General features: G+C 56.8%; 20 protein-coding genes. 11 read left to right on the top strand and 9 right to left on the bottom strand.

The window, feature by feature from the left end; translation table 11 throughout:
• Positions 1-108 precede the first annotated feature (108 nt).
• The 4 genes from AC2FFP_RS09260 (at position 109) to AC2FFP_RS09245 (ending at position 2,612) form a co-directional block, all read left to right on the top strand.
• Positions 109-411 carry a BufA1 family periplasmic bufferin-type metallophore gene (locus tag AC2FFP_RS09260; protein WP_058275886.1) on the top strand — a complete coding sequence of 101 codons (303 nt, stop codon included), beginning with the start codon at positions 109-111 and terminating at the stop codon, positions 409-411.
• Positions 412-481: 70 nt separating this feature from the next.
• Complete coding sequence (gene bufB, locus AC2FFP_RS09255; RefSeq protein WP_496766890.1) at positions 482-1,339, top strand: MNIO family bufferin maturase; 858 nt, start codon at positions 482-484, stop codon at positions 1,337-1,339.
• A complete protein-coding gene (locus AC2FFP_RS09250; protein WP_496766889.1) occupies positions 1,336-2,097 on the top strand; it encodes an HvfC/BufC family peptide modification chaperone in 762 nt (253 codons plus the stop codon). Before bufB ends, AC2FFP_RS09250 begins: the two co-directional genes overlap by 4 nt.
• Positions 2,094-2,612, top strand: a complete 519-nt coding sequence (locus AC2FFP_RS09245; protein ID WP_282169248.1) for a DoxX family membrane protein — start codon at positions 2,094-2,096, stop codon at positions 2,610-2,612. The genes AC2FFP_RS09250 and AC2FFP_RS09245 overlap by 4 nt, the downstream gene beginning before the upstream one ends.
• 1 nt (position 2,613) lies before the next feature.
• On the opposite strand, the gene AC2FFP_RS09240 is transcribed toward AC2FFP_RS09245, so the two are convergent.
• The gene (locus AC2FFP_RS09240) at positions 2,614-2,982 is read right to left on the bottom strand and encodes a hypothetical protein (protein ID WP_058275883.1); all 369 of its coding nucleotides are present in this window, start codon (positions 2,980-2,982) and stop codon (positions 2,614-2,616) included.
• Between the two features lie 39 nt (positions 2,983-3,021).
• On the bottom strand, positions 3,022-3,339 hold the full coding sequence (locus AC2FFP_RS09235; protein ID WP_472724089.1) for an ArsC/Spx/MgsR family protein: 318 nt from the start codon (positions 3,337-3,339) through the stop codon (positions 3,022-3,024).
• A gap of 215 nt (positions 3,340-3,554) precedes the next feature.
• Here AC2FFP_RS09235 and AC2FFP_RS09230 point away from each other — a divergent pair, with 215 nt between their 5' ends.
• Positions 3,555-3,761, top strand: coding sequence for a cold-shock protein (locus AC2FFP_RS09230; RefSeq protein WP_010439113.1), 207 nt, complete (start codon positions 3,555-3,557; stop codon positions 3,759-3,761).
• Between the two features lie 229 nt (positions 3,762-3,990).
• Here the strand turns inward: AC2FFP_RS09230 and thyX are convergent, their stop codons facing one another.
• Entirely contained in the window at positions 3,991-4,902 is a 912-nt protein-coding gene (gene thyX / locus AC2FFP_RS09225) for an FAD-dependent thymidylate synthase (RefSeq protein ID WP_058274136.1), read from the bottom strand.
• Between the two features lie 175 nt (positions 4,903-5,077).
• Between thyX and AC2FFP_RS09220 the strand changes: the two genes are divergently transcribed.
• From AC2FFP_RS09220 to AC2FFP_RS09210, 3 genes are read left to right on the top strand one after another with little or no spacing between them, the layout of a single operon-like run.
• Complete coding sequence (locus AC2FFP_RS09220) at positions 5,078-5,506, top strand: VOC family protein (RefSeq protein ID WP_282153690.1); 429 nt, start codon at positions 5,078-5,080, stop codon at positions 5,504-5,506.
• Positions 5,503-6,207 (top strand): DUF1194 domain-containing protein, encoded by a 705-nt coding sequence (locus AC2FFP_RS09215; RefSeq protein ID WP_496880965.1) that lies wholly within the window; start codon positions 5,503-5,505, stop codon positions 6,205-6,207. The genes AC2FFP_RS09220 and AC2FFP_RS09215 overlap by 4 nt, the downstream gene beginning before the upstream one ends.
• Positions 6,204-6,926, top strand: a complete 723-nt coding sequence (locus tag AC2FFP_RS09210) for a DUF1194 domain-containing protein (protein WP_496766886.1) — start codon at positions 6,204-6,206, stop codon at positions 6,924-6,926. Before AC2FFP_RS09215 ends, AC2FFP_RS09210 begins: the two co-directional genes overlap by 4 nt.
• Here the strand turns inward: AC2FFP_RS09210 and AC2FFP_RS09205 are convergent, their stop codons facing one another.
• The 3 genes from AC2FFP_RS09205 to AC2FFP_RS09195 form a co-directional block, all read right to left on the bottom strand.
• Entirely contained in the window at positions 6,927-7,424 is a 498-nt protein-coding gene (locus tag AC2FFP_RS09205; protein WP_282169244.1) for a MarR family winged helix-turn-helix transcriptional regulator, read from the bottom strand.
• Between the two features lie 78 nt (positions 7,425-7,502).
• On the bottom strand, positions 7,503-7,712 hold the full coding sequence (locus AC2FFP_RS09200; RefSeq protein ID WP_496777586.1) for an FAD assembly factor SdhE: 210 nt from the start codon (positions 7,710-7,712) through the stop codon (positions 7,503-7,505).
• A gap of 44 nt (positions 7,713-7,756) precedes the next feature.
• Positions 7,757-8,149, bottom strand: a complete 393-nt coding sequence (locus AC2FFP_RS09195; RefSeq protein WP_496766884.1) for a helix-turn-helix domain-containing protein — start codon at positions 8,147-8,149, stop codon at positions 7,757-7,759.
• A gap of 91 nt (positions 8,150-8,240) precedes the next feature.
• Here AC2FFP_RS09195 and AC2FFP_RS09190 point away from each other — a divergent pair, with 91 nt between their 5' ends.
• Together AC2FFP_RS09190 and AC2FFP_RS09185 are read left to right on the top strand one after the other, a co-directional pair.
• Positions 8,241-9,443, top strand: a complete 1,203-nt coding sequence (locus AC2FFP_RS09190; RefSeq protein WP_496880964.1) for a pyridoxal phosphate-dependent aminotransferase — start codon at positions 8,241-8,243, stop codon at positions 9,441-9,443.
• A gap of 10 nt (positions 9,444-9,453) precedes the next feature.
• Positions 9,454-9,855, top strand: a complete 402-nt coding sequence (locus AC2FFP_RS09185; protein WP_496880963.1) for a hypothetical protein — start codon at positions 9,454-9,456, stop codon at positions 9,853-9,855.
• 11 nt (positions 9,856-9,866) lie between these two features.
• Here the strand turns inward: AC2FFP_RS09185 and AC2FFP_RS09180 are convergent, their stop codons facing one another.
• Complete coding sequence (locus tag AC2FFP_RS09180) at positions 9,867-11,219, bottom strand: MATE family efflux transporter (protein ID WP_496741048.1); 1,353 nt, start codon at positions 11,217-11,219, stop codon at positions 9,867-9,869.
• 117 nt (positions 11,220-11,336) lie between these two features.
• Complete coding sequence (ppk2, locus tag AC2FFP_RS09175; protein ID WP_282119883.1) at positions 11,337-12,260, bottom strand: polyphosphate kinase 2; 924 nt, start codon at positions 12,258-12,260, stop codon at positions 11,337-11,339.
• 126 nt (positions 12,261-12,386) lie between these two features.
• On the opposite strand from ppk2, the gene AC2FFP_RS09170 reads away from it, so the two are divergent.
• A complete protein-coding gene (locus tag AC2FFP_RS09170) occupies positions 12,387-13,262 on the top strand; it encodes an alpha/beta fold hydrolase (RefSeq protein ID WP_496880962.1) in 876 nt (291 codons plus the stop codon).
• A 6-nt stretch (positions 13,263-13,268) separates the two neighbouring features.
• Here the strand turns inward: AC2FFP_RS09170 and AC2FFP_RS09165 are convergent, their stop codons facing one another.
• Complete coding sequence (locus AC2FFP_RS09165; protein ID WP_496880961.1) at positions 13,269-13,877, bottom strand: carboxymuconolactone decarboxylase family protein; 609 nt, start codon at positions 13,875-13,877, stop codon at positions 13,269-13,271.
• Between the last annotated feature and the right edge of the window lie 116 nt (positions 13,878-13,993).

Raw genomic sequence — 13,993 nt, 5'->3', positions numbered from 1 at the left:
TGACGGGGTTGTGAGACACGGGCTCGTGAATTCACCTGCCCCGATTTAGCTACTACCTTTGTCATTGTCACAAGAAGACATACGCAGTCATCAAAAGGGATTACCGAGATGTCGAACACCGCAAAAACCCTGGTTATCGCAAGCGCAGTTGCAGCAGCCGTATCTGGCGTCGCCACAACCGCCTCCGCACAAGCCAAAGAAAAATGCTATGGCGTTTCGCTGGCCGGTCAGAACGACTGTGCCGCTGGCCCCGGCACCACCTGCGCGGGCACCTCGACCGTTGACTATCAGGGCAATGCCTGGACCTTGGTCGACGCTGGAACCTGCGCCGATATCGAACTGCCCAAGTCGGCAGATGGTGCAGCGCGCGAAGGTTCGCTGGAACCGCTGGAGCGCGACCTGCCGGCATAAGCCCAAGCATCTGAGAATCGGAGGGGCGGGCCCTATCGCCCGCCTCTTTTCGTGACCGGAGGATTTGCACATGCTGGATAGTTCACTTCGATCGAACAGACTGCCCGCGGCACCGGGCGTCGGGTATAAACCCCAGCATTACGACCAGATTCTGGACCATGCGCATCCGGTCAGCTGGCTTGAGATCCATGCCGAAAACTACATGGGTGATGGCGGCAGGCCGCTGGCTCAATTGCGCCACCTCTCTAAAAAATTCCCCATTTCCGTCCACGGCGTCGGCCTCTCGATCGGTGGAGAAGGCCCCTTGGACCCCGATCACCTGGCGCGCCTGAAACACTTGGTGGGGTGGCTGAATCCGGCCAGCTTTTCCGAGCATCTGGCCTGGTCGACCCATGACAGTCATTTCCTGAACGATCTTCTGCCCCTGCCCTACACGGACGAAACGCTGGAGCGTATCTGTGCCCATATAGATCAGGTTCAGGAAACCGTGGGGCGGCAAATGCTGTTGGAAAACCCATCCAGCTATTTGGCTTTTGAAGAAAGTACATGGTCCGAGCCTGACTTCCTGCGGGAAATCGCACGTCGGACAGGATGTGGTCTTTTACTGGACGTGAACAACGTCTTTGTGTCGGCCACCAATCTGGACTTCTCGCCGCAGAGCTACATCGACGCCTACCCGCTGGACAACGTCCACGAGATCCACCTTGGCGGTCATGACGAAGACGAAGACGACCATGGTCGTCCCTTGCTGATCGACAGCCACGGTCGCGAAGTCGTTGATCCCGTGTGGACGTTGCTGGATTACGTGTTGGACCGTTCCGGCCCGAAACCCGTACTGATCGAATGGGATACGGACGTACCCGACTGGTCCGTTCTTCGGGCTGAAGCAGATCGGGCGCAGGCGGCACTGGACCGCATCCCAGCATGAGCGTTTCGCAAACCACGTTCCGCGCAGCCCTGCTTGACCCGTCGGCGGCCGTTCCGGACGGTTTGTGGGATGCCGCAGAACGCCCCGCCGGGCGACGGTTCAGCGTTTACCGCAACAACGTGGCTGTTTCGCTGACCGAAGCGATGCATCAGGCCTTTCCGGTGATCTCACGGCTGTTGGGATCTCAGAACATGGATGGGCTTGCCGGGCTTTTCCTGCGCAAACATCCCCCGTCTTCACCGCTGATGATGTTCTACGGTGAGGAATTTCCGGAGTTCCTTGCCGGGATGGAGCAGCTGTCACACCTTGGCTACCTTGCCGACGTCGCGCGTCTGGAACTGGCGCTGCGCCGGTCCTACCACTCTGCTGACAGCCAACCTGCACCGCCTGATGCGCTGGCCATCCCACCGGAAGAGATCGTTCTGGCAAAGCTGGAATTTGCGCCATCCATGAAGGTTCTTCGGTCAGATTGGCCGCTGTTTTCGATCTGGCGCTTCAATTCAGAAGACGGTGCACCAAAACCTGCCCCCGGATCCGAAGATATCCTGATCACCCGGCCCGAATTCGACCCGGCCCCGCATTTTCTGCCCAAAGGCGGAGCGGACTGGATCGCGCACGTTCAGGCCGGACTTACCATTGGCGAGGCATTTGAACAAACCTCTGCCGAATTCCCCGAATTTGACCTTGGGGCCACTCTGGCGCTGCTTTTGCAGGGCGGCGCAATAACCTCTGTGACTATCGAAAGGCTGGCAACATGACTGCCCTGATCTCATTGCACAACAATACCCTGGGAAGGTTGGAATTGACCTCTGGCTGGTTGACGCCGACCCTGGCGCGGGTCGTGTTCATCGCGGTTCTGCTGTTCTATTTCTGGAATTCAGCAATGACAAAAATCGACGGTTCGATATTCTCGCCGTCTGCAGGCGCGTTTGGTCAGATCTTTCCAAAAGCGGCCGAAGCCGCCTTGTACGATATTTCTCAGCTGACCATTGTCCAGCGTATCGTGATTTTCCTAGGTACCGTTGCAGAGTTCGTTCTGCCCGCGCTGCTGCTGGTTGGCCTACTTACACGCCTGGCAGCATTGGGCATGATCGGTTTTATCTGGGTTCAGACCGCCACTGACGTTACCGGGCACGGAGTGAAACTTGGCAGCCTGTTCGACAATGCGATCTCATTGATAGACCAACGCATGATGTGGACTTTCCTGTTCCTCGTCATCGTCATTAATGGCGCAGGTCCGCTCTCGGCCGACCGAATCCTGCGCATTAAGTGAACTAGAAATGTGCCTTGGGCTCGTCCGGCTTTCCCGCGGCCAGCCCAAGGATGCCCGCCACGGCGGCAAAGGCCACCGGGAACATCGTAAAGACGTTGAATCCAAACGCGAAATACATCCCGACGGCTGAGATCAGCAGCAATATTCCACCGATCAGAGCCCGCGCATGGGCCATTGCGCCCCCCGCGATGGCCAGCAAAGGCGCAATAATGGAAGCGGTCTGGATGAACTGTACGTTGTCCACTTGCTCAGCAAGGCCTTCGATCTCGCCGTAGTGGTTTATGAATTCGATATAGCCATAGCCAAAAAAGCCAACAATCATTCCGATCAAACCGGCAATGACGCCCAAAATCATTGATGCGTTGCGCATTTAAACCCTCATATTTACGTCAGACACATAAGCGCCCGATCAGGCAACGCCAAGGCTTGCTTTGGTTTTCGCGGTCCAGCCCAACAACAACGTACCGTCATCTTCGATCAAGGGGCGCTTCATCAAAGTCGGGTGTTCCTTCAGCAACTCCAGCGGTGGTCGCGTGCGTTGTTCCGCGTCCAATCCACGCCAAGTTGTCGACCGGGTATTGAGCAAAGCTTCGCCGAAGGTATCAAACGCCTCTGTCAGGACAGAATCGGGAACTCCTTGCGCGCGAACGTCTACAAATTCAATATTTTCAATTTCTTTCAGTGCCTTACGGCAAGTATCACAGTTTTTCAGGCCATAAAGACGCATTTTGGGACCGTTCCTGTACTTGTATGAATTTTTGGCATTTTTGCCTGCTACATCCAGTTATTCTTGATTTTTTACTTCACCGTGCAATGTTGAAAAAGACGAAACACACAATTCGGGCTGCGTCGTGTGGGCGAAGCGGTGATGCGTTGTGGTTGCGTCAACCACTGCCCCCACCAATTTGTGGGACAACGTGTAAGTAGAAGGAGACACGGGAAATGCCAACTGGCACCGTGAAATGGTTTAATACCACGAAAGGCTATGGGTTTATTGCCCCTGACGAAGGTGGCAAGGACGTTTTTGTTCATATCTCGGCCGTAGAACGGTCCGGTCTGACCGGACTCGCTGACAATCAGAAAGTCTCGTATGAGTTGGAAGACGGACGCGACGGCCGACAAATGGCCTCTGATTTGAAGCCGTTATAAAACACCCCGTCATCTGCGGGTACTAAAAGCAGGCCAACGGCCAATTTCCGGCCGTTGTCCATTCTCAAGGGTTTGAAACCTTACCCTCGCGTCGGTTTGGTATCGGCATGAGTGCTTTCGTTTTAGCCGAACACCACGATTTCCGAGCGTTCTCACATCACACTGATGACTGATGTCATGAACCACTCGAAAAGGCGTCATGACATCAGAAGAAAGAGTTCTGTCGGCTTTAACCCTCGCGAATGACAGCCTCGAACTCGCGCCATTCCCGTGCCGTCATGCCCGAGTTTTCCTGCGTCACAGTTTCACCGGCCAACATGCGTCGCAGGCTATCAACCATCTGCGCCGAAAGGTTGACCGCACCCAAACGGTAATCTTCGAACGCTCTATACGCGAAGGGCACCCAGTCGGCGACGATCTTGCACATCATGTCGGCGTAAACTCGGATTTCGTACTGAGCATGTGGATCGGCCCGCAGGCGCAGGAAATGGAACAGGTTGTGCAGATCCACCTTCCAGTACCACTGCGTGTAGATATTCGCAGGCAGGTTCATGCGCGCCAATTCTCGCGCCAGCCCCTGCTGACCATCCTGGTTGATCATGGCTTCGTAATTGTCATAGCACCGCGCGCTGTCGGCCTTGAGCATTTCCAGAACGCGGGCTGCCTCTTCGCCTTGCAGGGCGTCGCCGCGGCCCTGATTGTTCACTTCGGACTGCGCGGCCACGTGGTCCGGTGCGGGGATATAGAACTCGCGGTCCAGAATCGAATAGCGGGCTGAGTATTCGTTCACGTTGGCGGTGCGGTGACGAATCCACTGACGGGCCACAAAGACCGGCAGTTTGACGTGCAGCTTGATTTCGCACATCTCGAACGGGGTCGAGTGCCAGTGCCGCATCAGATAGCGGATCAGACCCTCATCGTTCTGCACCGATTTGGTGCCCTTGCCGTAAGATACACGTGCCGCCTGACAAATTGCTGCGTCATCCCCCATGTAGTCAATGACGCGCACAAATCCGTGGTCCAGTACTTGATGCGCGGTATAGAGGTGGTCTTCCATCCCCTCAGCCACAACGCGGCGTGTTGGATGCGATTGCGCCCGTTGCGCTTCGATCTCGGCCAGTTGGTCAGAGGACAGCGGCATGAATGTTCCTTTCCAGCAATGAGTCGCTCACCACTATATATCGGCAATTCACAGACAGGAACCGCGACATGTGCACCAAGCGTCGCAATTTCCAAATTGTGTCCACCCTGCCCCTCGACACGCTTGGCCCGCGCGCTAAGCTGCAGCCCATCACCTGAATAGAAAGGAAGCCACAATGGGGCTGACATATCTTCACACCATGGTCCGCGTGAAGGATCTGGAGAAGTCGATGGCGTTCTATGAACTGCTGGGCCTGAAGGAAACCCGCCGTTATGACAGCGAAGCGGGCCGATTTTCACTGATCTTCATGGCCCCCCCGGGACAAGAGGATCGGCCGATCGAGCTGACGCATAACTGGGATGGGGATGACACCCTGCCCAGCGACAGCCGTCATTTCGGGCATCTCGCTTATGGGGTCGACAACATCTATGAGGTTTGCCAGCACCTGAAGGACAACGGCGTCGTGATCAATCGCCCACCGCGTGACGGGCGTATGGCGTTTGTGCGCTCACCCGACAATATCTCGGTCGAGCTGCTGCAAAATGGTGACGCGCTGGAACCGGCCGAGCCCTGGGCCAGCATGGAAAGTGCCGGTCACTGGTGATCCGCTGGCTGATAGCATTGGGTCTGGCCGTTCTGGCCAGCCCCGTTCGGGCCGAGACCTGTCGCCTTGCGCTGGCGCTCGCCATGGATATCTCGACTTCCGTGGACGAGAACGAAGACGTTTTGCAACGGCAGGGTCTTGCGGCTGCATTGATCGCACCAGAAGTGGTCGAGGCGTTTTTTTCCTCGCCCGCACCCGTGGCGCTGGCCGTGTATGAGTGGAGTGGTCGCACCACACAACGCGTTGTTCTGAACTGGACCATGATCAACACCGAAGCCGACCTGCTGGTTGCCGCCTCAACGGTGCAGCAATCGGTTCGCTCGGACAGCGCCTCGGCCACGGCAATGGGTTATGCCTTGGCGTTTGGCGCGACTTTGATGCAGCAAGCGCCACCCTGCCTTTTTAACACCATCGATTTGTCCGGCGATGGCTCAAACAATGACGGCTATGGGCCGGACTCGGCATACCGGCACTTTCCTTTTCAAAACGTCGTGGTCAACGGACTGGTGATCAACGCTGCTGATTTTGAAGGAGAGCTGTTCCTCATCCCGTTTTTCGAAAACAACGTTCTGCATGGTCCTGGCGCGTTTCTTGAAATCGCACAAGGATTCGAGGATTTTGAACGCGCGATGCGTCGCAAGCTGGAACGTGAGCTGAAAGGATTGCAGATCGGTGCGTTGAAGGAGGGTGCACATCAATGATCCGCCTCCTGGCCGCGATATTTGCCATGTTCGCCAGCGCCGCCGCGTCGGAATGCAGGCAAGCACTGGCGTTGGGGCTGGACGTGTCCGGTTCGGTCGACAGCACCGAGTATAGGATGCAAACCGGAGGTCTGGCGGCAGCCTTGCAACGCCCTGAAGTTGTTCAACTGATACTGTCCGACATCGGCGCGCCTGTGCGATTGGCTATCTACGAATGGAGCGAGACCCGCCATCAACGCATGTTGGTAAACTGGACTGAGATCCGCACGGCACAAGATCTTGCACTGATCAGCGACCAATTGAAGACCGTCGCGCGGGGTAACGCACCACAGGGCACGGCTGTTGGGTCAGCAATGCGGTTCGGAGCCAATCTACTGTCGCAGCAACCGAATTGCTGGAAACGCACATTGGATCTGTCAGGGGACGGCAAGCACAATCTGGGCCCTCATCCACGCAGCGTGAAAGCCGAACTGGAAAACACCGGCATCACGATCAATGGGCTGGTGATCGGAGCCGACGATCCCAGTCATGGCGACAAACGCTATGTCCAAGTCGGTGAGCTTTCCGCCTATTACAACACATGGGTTATACTGGGGCCCGGAGCATTCGTCGAAGTCGCTTTGGGCTTTGAGGCCTATGAGGACGCAATGACCCGAAAACTGATACGCGAGCTAGATGGGCTCACCCTGTCCGATGCCACAGATACCCTGCGCCCCTGATCAATAGATGTACCGGATTTGGTCCGTCCAATACCGCTCGACCCGCCGCAGGGATGTGGTGATATCATCGATGCCTTCCAGCCCCAACACGCCGCGATTTTGCAGCCCCTCAGCGTGGCGCGAAAACAGCTCAGATACGACATCGCGTATCTCACGACCGCGTGGGGTCAATCGAACCCTTACGGATCGGCGGTCGATCTCGCATCTTTGATGGTGCATGTACCCCATTTCGACCAGTTTCTTCAGGTTGTAGCTGACGTTGCTGCCCTGATAATACCCGCGACTTTTCAGTTCACCCGCGGTGACTTCATGGTCGCCGATATTGAACAAAAGCAAGGCCTGCACAGCGTTGATCTCCAATACGCCAACACGCTCAAACTCGTCCTTGATGACGTCCAATAGCAACCGGTGCAGCCGTTCCACCAAGGCAAGTGCCTCAAGATAGCTGGTCATGAACCCTTTGGTTCCCGGCGCGGAGACCTGCATTTCCATACTCATCCGATCCTCCGATTCAGTCGCGCTGTTTCAGGCAGGATGAATGGAAATCCCGAAAAATCGGTTAAGCCGGGTTTTCTTTTATTTTTGAAAGGTCTGAGCGATGTCCGATATCAATTCGGAATAGGTTTCGGGCGGCTGCACCTGCCCTGTGACCCACTGATAAAGATCCTGGTCGTTTTCGTGCAGCAACGCATCATAGTTATCCAGATCCGACGGCTCCATGGCCGTCAGGTTTCGGTCAGCATAGGCCGACAGGATCAGATCCATTTCCTTGATCCCACGTCGCATGGATCGCATCTTCAGCCGCTTAATTCTAACGTCCCGAGGTTCGTTCACCGACCTTGCTCCAGCATCAGACGCAGCCGTTTTTCCAGTTTCGCTGCCCGCTCGGCACTGGCGCGCATCTCGCCGCGAATGGAACGCAGCTCAGCCACGACATCCGCAAGCTCGGGTGCGCCCTCTTCCGCTTCGACGGGGGCATCCATGCCTTCGCCTTCACCGGTCAGCAACCACATGATCGACACGTTGACCATGCCTGCCATCATGGAAAGACGGTTCGCCCGCGGTTCGGACAGATCGTTTTCCCAAGCTGCAATTGTTGTCTTTTTCACGCCAAGCCTGCGGGCCATCTGGGCCTGGGTCATACCAGCCGCTTCGCGTGCCCCTGCCAGCCTGTCCCCGAATGTCGCAGAGTCCGGTCCGTACCAGTCATTCTCGTCGTTCATCGGGCTCTCCAATTCCATAATTCATATCGCTTGATCGTCATTCCGGCGCACCCTATGACAGTCAAGCTGAACATACAAATCGAGGCCGACCATGAGTTTCCTTTCTGCGACACTGTCACGCGTGAAGCCATCGCCCACCATTGCGATAACCGCTAAAGCGGCCGAGTTGAAAGCTGCCGGGCGCGATGTCATCGGCCTAAGCGCGGGCGAGCCCGATTTCGACACTCCGCAGAACATCAAGGACGCAGCAGTTGCGGCCATCGCGGCCGGTAAAACCAAATATACTGCGCCTGACGGCATCCCAGAATTGAAGCAAGCCGCCTGCGCCAAGATGAAGCGTGACCACGGGTTGGATTACACGCCCGCGCAGATTTCGGTCGGCACCGGCGGCAAGCAAACTTTGTACAATGCCCTGATGGCTACGATGAATGAGGGCGATGAAGTTGTGATCCCTGCACCCTATTGGGTTAGCTATCCCGACATGGTGCTTTTGGCCGGGGGCACTCCGGTAATCGCGGAAACTTCGATCCAGACCAACTTCAAACTCACTGCAGATCAGCTTGAGGCTGCGATCACGCCAAAGACCAAATGGCTTATCTTCAACTCACCGTCGAACCCCACTGGTGCAGGCTATAGCCGTGAAGAGCTGAAAGAACTGACCGATGTTCTGATGCGTCATCCGCATGTCTGGGTCATGTCCGACGACATGTATGAACATCTGGCCTATGACGGGTTCGAATTTTGCACCCCGGCCGAAGTCGAGCCCCGCCTTTATGACCGGACGCTGACCTGCAACGGTGTCTCCAAGGCCTACGCCATGACTGGGTGGCGCATAGGTTACGCGGCAGGACCGGTCGAGGTCATCGCCGCCATGCGCAAGATTCAATCGCAATCGACCTCGAACCCCTGCTCGGTCAGCCAATGGGCGGCGGTGGAGGCACTGAACGGCACTCAGTCCTTCCTGGCCCCCAACAACGAAACGTTCAAACGCCGCCGTGATCTTGTTGTGCGCATGTTGAACGATATCGACGGCATCAGCTGCCCGACACCCGAAGGCGCGTTCTATGTCTATCCGTCCATTGCCGGGTTGATTGGCAAAACCACCCCTGCAGGCACTGTGATCGACTCGGATGAGGCGTTTGCCACCGCTTTGCTGGAAGAGGTGGACGTGGCCGTCGTGTTCGGTGCGGCCTTTGGCCTGTCGCCAAACTTTCGCGTCAGCTATGCGACCTCGGACGAGGCGCTGACCGAAGCCTGCACCCGCATCCAGCGCTTTTGCGCATCATTGATTTGAGTAAGCGCAAATGACGTCGGAACTGCCCGAATATTATTTCCGCGTTCGCGAGAATGGTGCGGCGGTTTTCAGGGTCGACACTGAAAACCGCCAGCGCCGGATCGAGATGGATCAGATCGCGGTCATCAACATCCGCAATGGCGAGGTGAAACCGCAAGGCCAACGCACGTTGTCCGACGCCGACAAGGCCGAGATTGCCCGTTGGATGGAGGCGCGCAAAGCATTGCTCGCCCAGCGCGACATCGACGACATTCACCGCGCGGTTGATTACCTGAACCTCACCACGCAATGGGCGCAATCCAAGGCGACACCAGAGCAGCTTGAGGATGTAACCGACCGGTTGCTGCTGGCCATGCACGATCTACGTTCTGTCCTGGTGCGAAAAAAGGCAGACCGCTTCAGCAAAGACTGACCCGCCGAATCTTACTCGGCGGGCACACCGACCTCGCGGACGGACCGCATCCAGAACCGCGCCATCAGCATAACCGCTGCGCAGGCCAGGCCCAGAACAAGGCCCAGCCAGACTCCGATTCCATCCATGCCCAAGACGAAGCCGAAGTAATACGACGACGTGATCCCCACGCCCCAATAGCTGAGTGCGGCCATGACCATCGGGACCTTTGCATCCTGCAACCCACGCAGGAGGCCAAGCGCAATGACCTGTGCCCCGTCCACCAATTGGAACAAAGCCGCCATGGCCAGCAGGCCTGTACCGATCATCAGAATTTCCGGACGCTGCGGGTCATCCGGTTCCATGAACAGGGAAATCAAAGGCTCAGCATAGGCAAGGAACAGGATAACAGTCACGACCGAGATCACCAAAGACATCCCCGTCACCGCAATCGCGCCGCGTTCCAGATGTGGCCTATCTTTCCGGCCCAACGCATTCCCTGCCCGGATCGTCGCAGCGTTTGACAGCCCCAGATGCACCATGAACGTCGCGGATGCCAAATTAAGTGCAATGCCATGTGCCGCCAGCGGAACCTGACCCAGCCAGCCCATCATGATCGCCGACATTGCGAACAGGCTGACTTCGGACAGGGTCGTCAGGCCAATCGGCACGCCAAGGCGGAGAACGCTTAGAAACATCTCCCAATCCGGGCGCCAGAACCTTTGGAACAGGCTATGTTCGGGCAAAACGCGCATGGCGTAGATCACCACGCAGACCAACGATACGATCTGAGTGACAACCGACGCGATGGCGGCACCCATCACACCCAGCTCAGGGGCTCCCCAATTGCCGAAGATCAGGGCATAGTTGGTAATCGCATTGACCACTGCCGCGGCCACGGTGATCCACAAAACGATCTGGGTGCGCTCCAACGCGGCCAGATAGGATTTCAGCACCATCACCAAAAGCGCCGGAATTAGGCCCCACCCAGCAACCCTGAGGTACTGGGACGCAGTTTCAGCGACTTGCGGGTCCTGCTTCAACGCAAGGAAAATAGGGTAAGACCACCACAGCATTGGCATCATGACGGCCGCATAGATAAGCGACAACCACAACCCCATGCGCGTTGTACGGCGAATACTTGTTTCGTCTTCTTCGGCCGCAGCTGTCGCCACCATCGGCATGACGGCCAAACCGAATCCGGCCCCAAACAGGAACAGCACAAAGAAATAGCTGCTGGCCAAGGTCACGGCGGCCAGCGCCTCGACACCGTACCAACCCAGCATGACCGTATCCGTCAGCCCAATAGCAAATTGGGCCAAGTGCCCGCCGATCAGCGGCAGGCCCAGCACAGAAATGGCCCGGAAGTGGCCACGATATGTCATCACCTTACTCATCCGAACAGCCTTATGCCCGGCCCGAGGCCGGGACAAGAGGCGAAGGACGAAATTTCACCTTGAGACTACACCCGCAGGTTCAAATGTTACCTGAGAGGACTCCTGTCACACGGTTTCAGGATGCAGTGAATTACCCAGAATATGTTCCGAGTGCTGAATCACGTGATGCGCCTGGCCGACGATCAAAGGATCGGGGCTGTCGACGATTTCATGGTTCTTGTCCGGATAGTCCAGCGTAGACAGGAAGTGGCGCATGCAATTCAGGCGCGCGCGCTTTTTGTCGTTCGATTTCACGATGGTCCACGGGGCGTCGGCGGTATCGGTATAGAAGAACATCGCCTCCTTGGCCTCGGTATAATCGTCCCATTTATCAAGGCTGGCCTTGTCGATCGGTGACAGTTTCCACTGTTTCAGAGGATCGGTTTCGCGGCTTTTAAACCGGCGTTGCTGTTCAGGCTGCGTAACCGAGAACCAGTATTTGTAGAGCTGGATACCCGAGCGCACCAGCATCCGCTCCAGTTCGGGTGTTTGACGCATGAACTCGAGATACTCGTTGGGCGAACAAAAACCCATGACCCGTTCAACCCCGGCGCGGTTGTACCAGGACCGGTCGTAGAAAACCATTTCGCCGACCGTGGGCAATTCCTGAACATAGCGCTGATAGTACCACTGTCCCTTCTCTTCCCAGGTGGGTTTATTCAGCGCAACTACACGCGCTTGGCGTGGGTTCAGGTGCTCCATGAATCGTTTGATCGTTCCACCTTTGCCTGCGGCATCCCTGCCCTCAAACAACAACACAAACCGCTGGCCGGTTTCCTGTGCCCAATGTTGTACTTTTAGCAATTCTGCCTGCAGTTGCGCCTTCTCCGCCTCATAGGCTTTGCGCGCCATCTTGCGATCGTAAGGATATTTGCCGCTTTCAAAGGCCTGACGAATTTTCTCTGGGCTAGGCTCGGTCGGTGAGGTTTTGGCTATCGCCGACAGGTTGGCAGGGTTTTGCACATTCTCGATCTGCGTCACTACTTCCATTCAGGTTCTCCTTGTCTCACTGTCCGGGAAAACGCCTAGCAGTCGGGTGAAAAACACGCTTTGATTGGTGTCAAATTTCTACATCTTTCTGGGCGTGTGCTTCAGGTACAACAAAGGGCTTCGGCTATGGAAAACAAGTTCATTGATCTTAACGGCCAGAGGTTCCTACTGCGCAGCTGGGGGGACCCCGACCTTCCGCCCCTGTTGATGCTTCACGGGTTTCCCGAATATAGCGGCGCGTGGCAAGACCTGGCCCCGCATTTGTCCTCCGACTTTCATTGCATCGCCCCCGATCAACGCGGTTACGGGCAAAGCTGGGCACCGGAGGGCGTCGGCCATTATGCCCTGTCGCGACTGGTCTCGGACATGGTGACGCTGATTAAGGGGTTCGACCGTCCGATTTGTGTTCTTGGCCACGATTGGGGAGCGTCCGTGGCCTATGGTTTGGCCATGTTCCGCCCTGATCTGGTGGACCGGTTGATCATCGCCAACGGCGTTCACCCGGCGCCCTTCCAACGGGCCATGGCAGCAGGAGGCGCGCAATCCGAGGCTTCGCAATACATCAATGCCCTGCGCGCACCTGACGCGGCAGAGCGTTTGTCGGCGGACAATTTCTCCAAGCTCGAACAGTTCTTTCGTTTCGGGATGGGCACAAACTGGCTGACGGACCAGCAAATGCAGGTCTATCGTTCGGAATGGGCGCGGCCCAGGCGGCTGGAAGCCATGTTGAACTGGTATCGGGCGTCACCGCTGGTGGTTGCGAAACCCGGCGAACCGCGCACGGATCTGCCAGAGCTGCCGAAGGACCGGTTGATGGTTCGCTGCCCCCACCTGTTGCTGTGGGGGCGTGAAGACAAGGCGTTGCTGCCAGAATCCACTGAGGGTCTGGAAGACTACGCGCCCGACTTGACGCGCATCGACATTCCGAACGCTGATCACTGGCTGCATCACCAACAGCCCGAAGCTGTGGCACAGGCAATCATGGGCTGGATGGCGCGCTAAATTCGTTTACCGGTGCCCCCAATCCGCCGGGTCATCCGAGTTGTTGGGTGACAGGCCCAATATGTCACCATCTGTGGAACACCCCAGCCCCAAAACGGTCCGGTTCGCATAAGAGAAATACGCGCAGACCTGATTGATTTCGAGGATCTCGCCATCGTCCCATCCGGCCGTGCGCAGGGCTTCCACGTCTTGCCGTTTTAACTCCGCCGGGGTCTCGGTCAGTTTGCGCGCGTAACGCATGGCCTCAATTTGGGCCGCATCCAACGGGGCCTCCTCTGGCGTGCCAGCCTCAATCGCCGCACGAATTGCCTGACTACGCTCCGGATCGCCCAACAAGCGCTGCAGACCGCTGTAATGGTGCTCAACACAATAACTGCATTTGTTCAACGCGCTGACCCACACGCCCAGCACCTCAAGAAACCACTTCGGGATCGTGTTGGCCGAATGGTGCAGCACGTTCTTGTACATGGCCATGTGACCTTCCATCGAATGTGGCCGCAAGGAATGCACCATCATGATGTTGTCGACGTTGTTGCCGGGGCCCGTAACACGGTCGTACAGTTTCCTGAGTTTTCCTGTTGCTTCATCAAAAGGGATGGTTCTGATCCAGCTCATCTCTTTGCCTCCGGTATCCATTTGCTTTTGCAGCCAAACCTAAACAGAATGCAGGAAAAGTGCGAGGCCTTGGCGGCAACGTCTACCTGGAACATTTCACCTGACTGCAATGAGAT

This window comes from Ruegeria sp. YTSC004 (genome assembly GCF_059609805.1).
The sequence above is the reverse complement of the archived record's forward strand: the minus strand, read 5'-3'. Positions and strand labels throughout refer to the sequence as shown.

What these genes read in the sequence shown, in the direction of transcription:
- AC2FFP_RS09260 (WP_058275886.1), top strand. Translation starts at nt 109, where the DNA reads ATGTCGAACACCGCAAAAACCCTGGTTATCGCAAGCGCAGTTGCAGCA.
- bufB (WP_496766890.1), top strand. Translation starts at nt 482, where the DNA reads ATGCTGGATAGTTCACTTCGATCGAACAGACTGCCCGCGGCACCGGGC.
- AC2FFP_RS09250 (WP_496766889.1), top strand. Translation starts at nt 1,336, where the DNA reads ATGAGCGTTTCGCAAACCACGTTCCGCGCAGCCCTGCTTGACCCGTCG.
- AC2FFP_RS09245 (WP_282169248.1), top strand. Translation starts at nt 2,094, where the DNA reads ATGACTGCCCTGATCTCATTGCACAACAATACCCTGGGAAGGTTGGAA.
- AC2FFP_RS09240 (WP_058275883.1), bottom strand. Translation starts at nt 2,982, where the DNA reads ATGCGCAACGCATCAATGATTTTGGGCGTCATTGCCGGTTTGATCGGA.
- AC2FFP_RS09235 (WP_472724089.1), bottom strand. Translation starts at nt 3,339, where the DNA reads ATGCGTCTTTATGGCCTGAAAAACTGTGATACTTGCCGTAAGGCACTG.
- AC2FFP_RS09230 (WP_010439113.1), top strand. Translation starts at nt 3,555, where the DNA reads ATGCCAACTGGCACCGTGAAATGGTTTAATACCACGAAAGGCTATGGG.
- thyX (WP_058274136.1), bottom strand. Translation starts at nt 4,902, where the DNA reads ATGCCGCTGTCCTCTGACCAACTGGCCGAGATCGAAGCGCAACGGGCG.
- AC2FFP_RS09220 (WP_282153690.1), top strand. Translation starts at nt 5,078, where the DNA reads ATGGGGCTGACATATCTTCACACCATGGTCCGCGTGAAGGATCTGGAG.
- AC2FFP_RS09210 (WP_496766886.1), top strand. Translation starts at nt 6,204, where the DNA reads ATGATCCGCCTCCTGGCCGCGATATTTGCCATGTTCGCCAGCGCCGCC.
- AC2FFP_RS09205 (WP_282169244.1), bottom strand. Translation starts at nt 7,424, where the DNA reads ATGAGTATGGAAATGCAGGTCTCCGCGCCGGGAACCAAAGGGTTCATG.
- AC2FFP_RS09200 (WP_496777586.1), bottom strand. Translation starts at nt 7,712, where the DNA reads ATGCGACGTGGGATCAAGGAAATGGATCTGATCCTGTCGGCCTATGCT.
- AC2FFP_RS09195 (WP_496766884.1), bottom strand. Translation starts at nt 8,149, where the DNA reads ATGAACGACGAGAATGACTGGTACGGACCGGACTCTGCGACATTCGGG.
- AC2FFP_RS09190 (WP_496880964.1), top strand. Translation starts at nt 8,241, where the DNA reads ATGAGTTTCCTTTCTGCGACACTGTCACGCGTGAAGCCATCGCCCACC.
- AC2FFP_RS09185 (WP_496880963.1), top strand. Translation starts at nt 9,454, where the DNA reads ATGACGTCGGAACTGCCCGAATATTATTTCCGCGTTCGCGAGAATGGT.
- AC2FFP_RS09180 (WP_496741048.1), bottom strand. Translation starts at nt 11,219, where the DNA reads ATGACATATCGTGGCCACTTCCGGGCCATTTCTGTGCTGGGCCTGCCG.
- ppk2 (WP_282119883.1), bottom strand. Translation starts at nt 12,260, where the DNA reads ATGGAAGTAGTGACGCAGATCGAGAATGTGCAAAACCCTGCCAACCTG.
- AC2FFP_RS09170 (WP_496880962.1), top strand. Translation starts at nt 12,387, where the DNA reads ATGGAAAACAAGTTCATTGATCTTAACGGCCAGAGGTTCCTACTGCGC.
- AC2FFP_RS09165 (WP_496880961.1), bottom strand. Translation starts at nt 13,877, where the DNA reads ATGAGCTGGATCAGAACCATCCCTTTTGATGAAGCAACAGGAAAACTC.